Origin of the sequence: Alkalihalophilus lindianensis, assembly GCF_032843265.1 — a bacterium.
Classification (GTDB): Bacteria; Bacillota; Bacilli; order Bacillales; family Bacillaceae_D; genus Alkalihalophilus; species Alkalihalophilus lindianensis.
On record NZ_JAWJBA010000037.1, the window covers coordinates 1 to 486 of the forward strand.

The window sequence follows — 486 nt, forward strand, 5'->3', positions numbered from 1 at the left end:
GGAAAGCGTGGAAAACTAAACTCATTACCCATCACATCATGCTGAAAGGGGAGTACCCTTATCCCGGTATAACAGGCGGGAAAACAGGCTATGTCACTGAATCTAAACAAACATTAGCTACCACTGCTAATAATGGAAAGATAAAGTTGACAGCGGTCGTGCTAAAATCAAATCTAAAACGTGATAAATACGATGATACAGCACGGTTGTTCGACTATGGTTTTAAAACCTTTCAGCATAGCACCATTAATCAGGGAGAGATTTTTAAAAAGGATTCACAAGAATTTCATCCAAATAGTGATATTCTTGTGACAGAAGATGTTCACGGAATAACAAAGGATGTAAGCAATAGCGGGATTCTTTCGATTAAGAATAATCGTGGTGAAGTTCTTCAGACGGTACAATTAAAATCAATGGAACGAAAACCGCAAGCCGCAGCCGCAGTGAAAAAGGATAAACCGAAAGAAAAAGCAGCGCCAAAGCATG

The 486-nt window shown here is 39.5% G+C and carries 1 pseudogene; it reads left to right on the top strand.

What is annotated here, in order from left to right:
• Positions 1 to 486, top strand: a pseudogene (locus tag RYX56_RS21165) (D-alanyl-D-alanine carboxypeptidase); the annotation flags it as partial.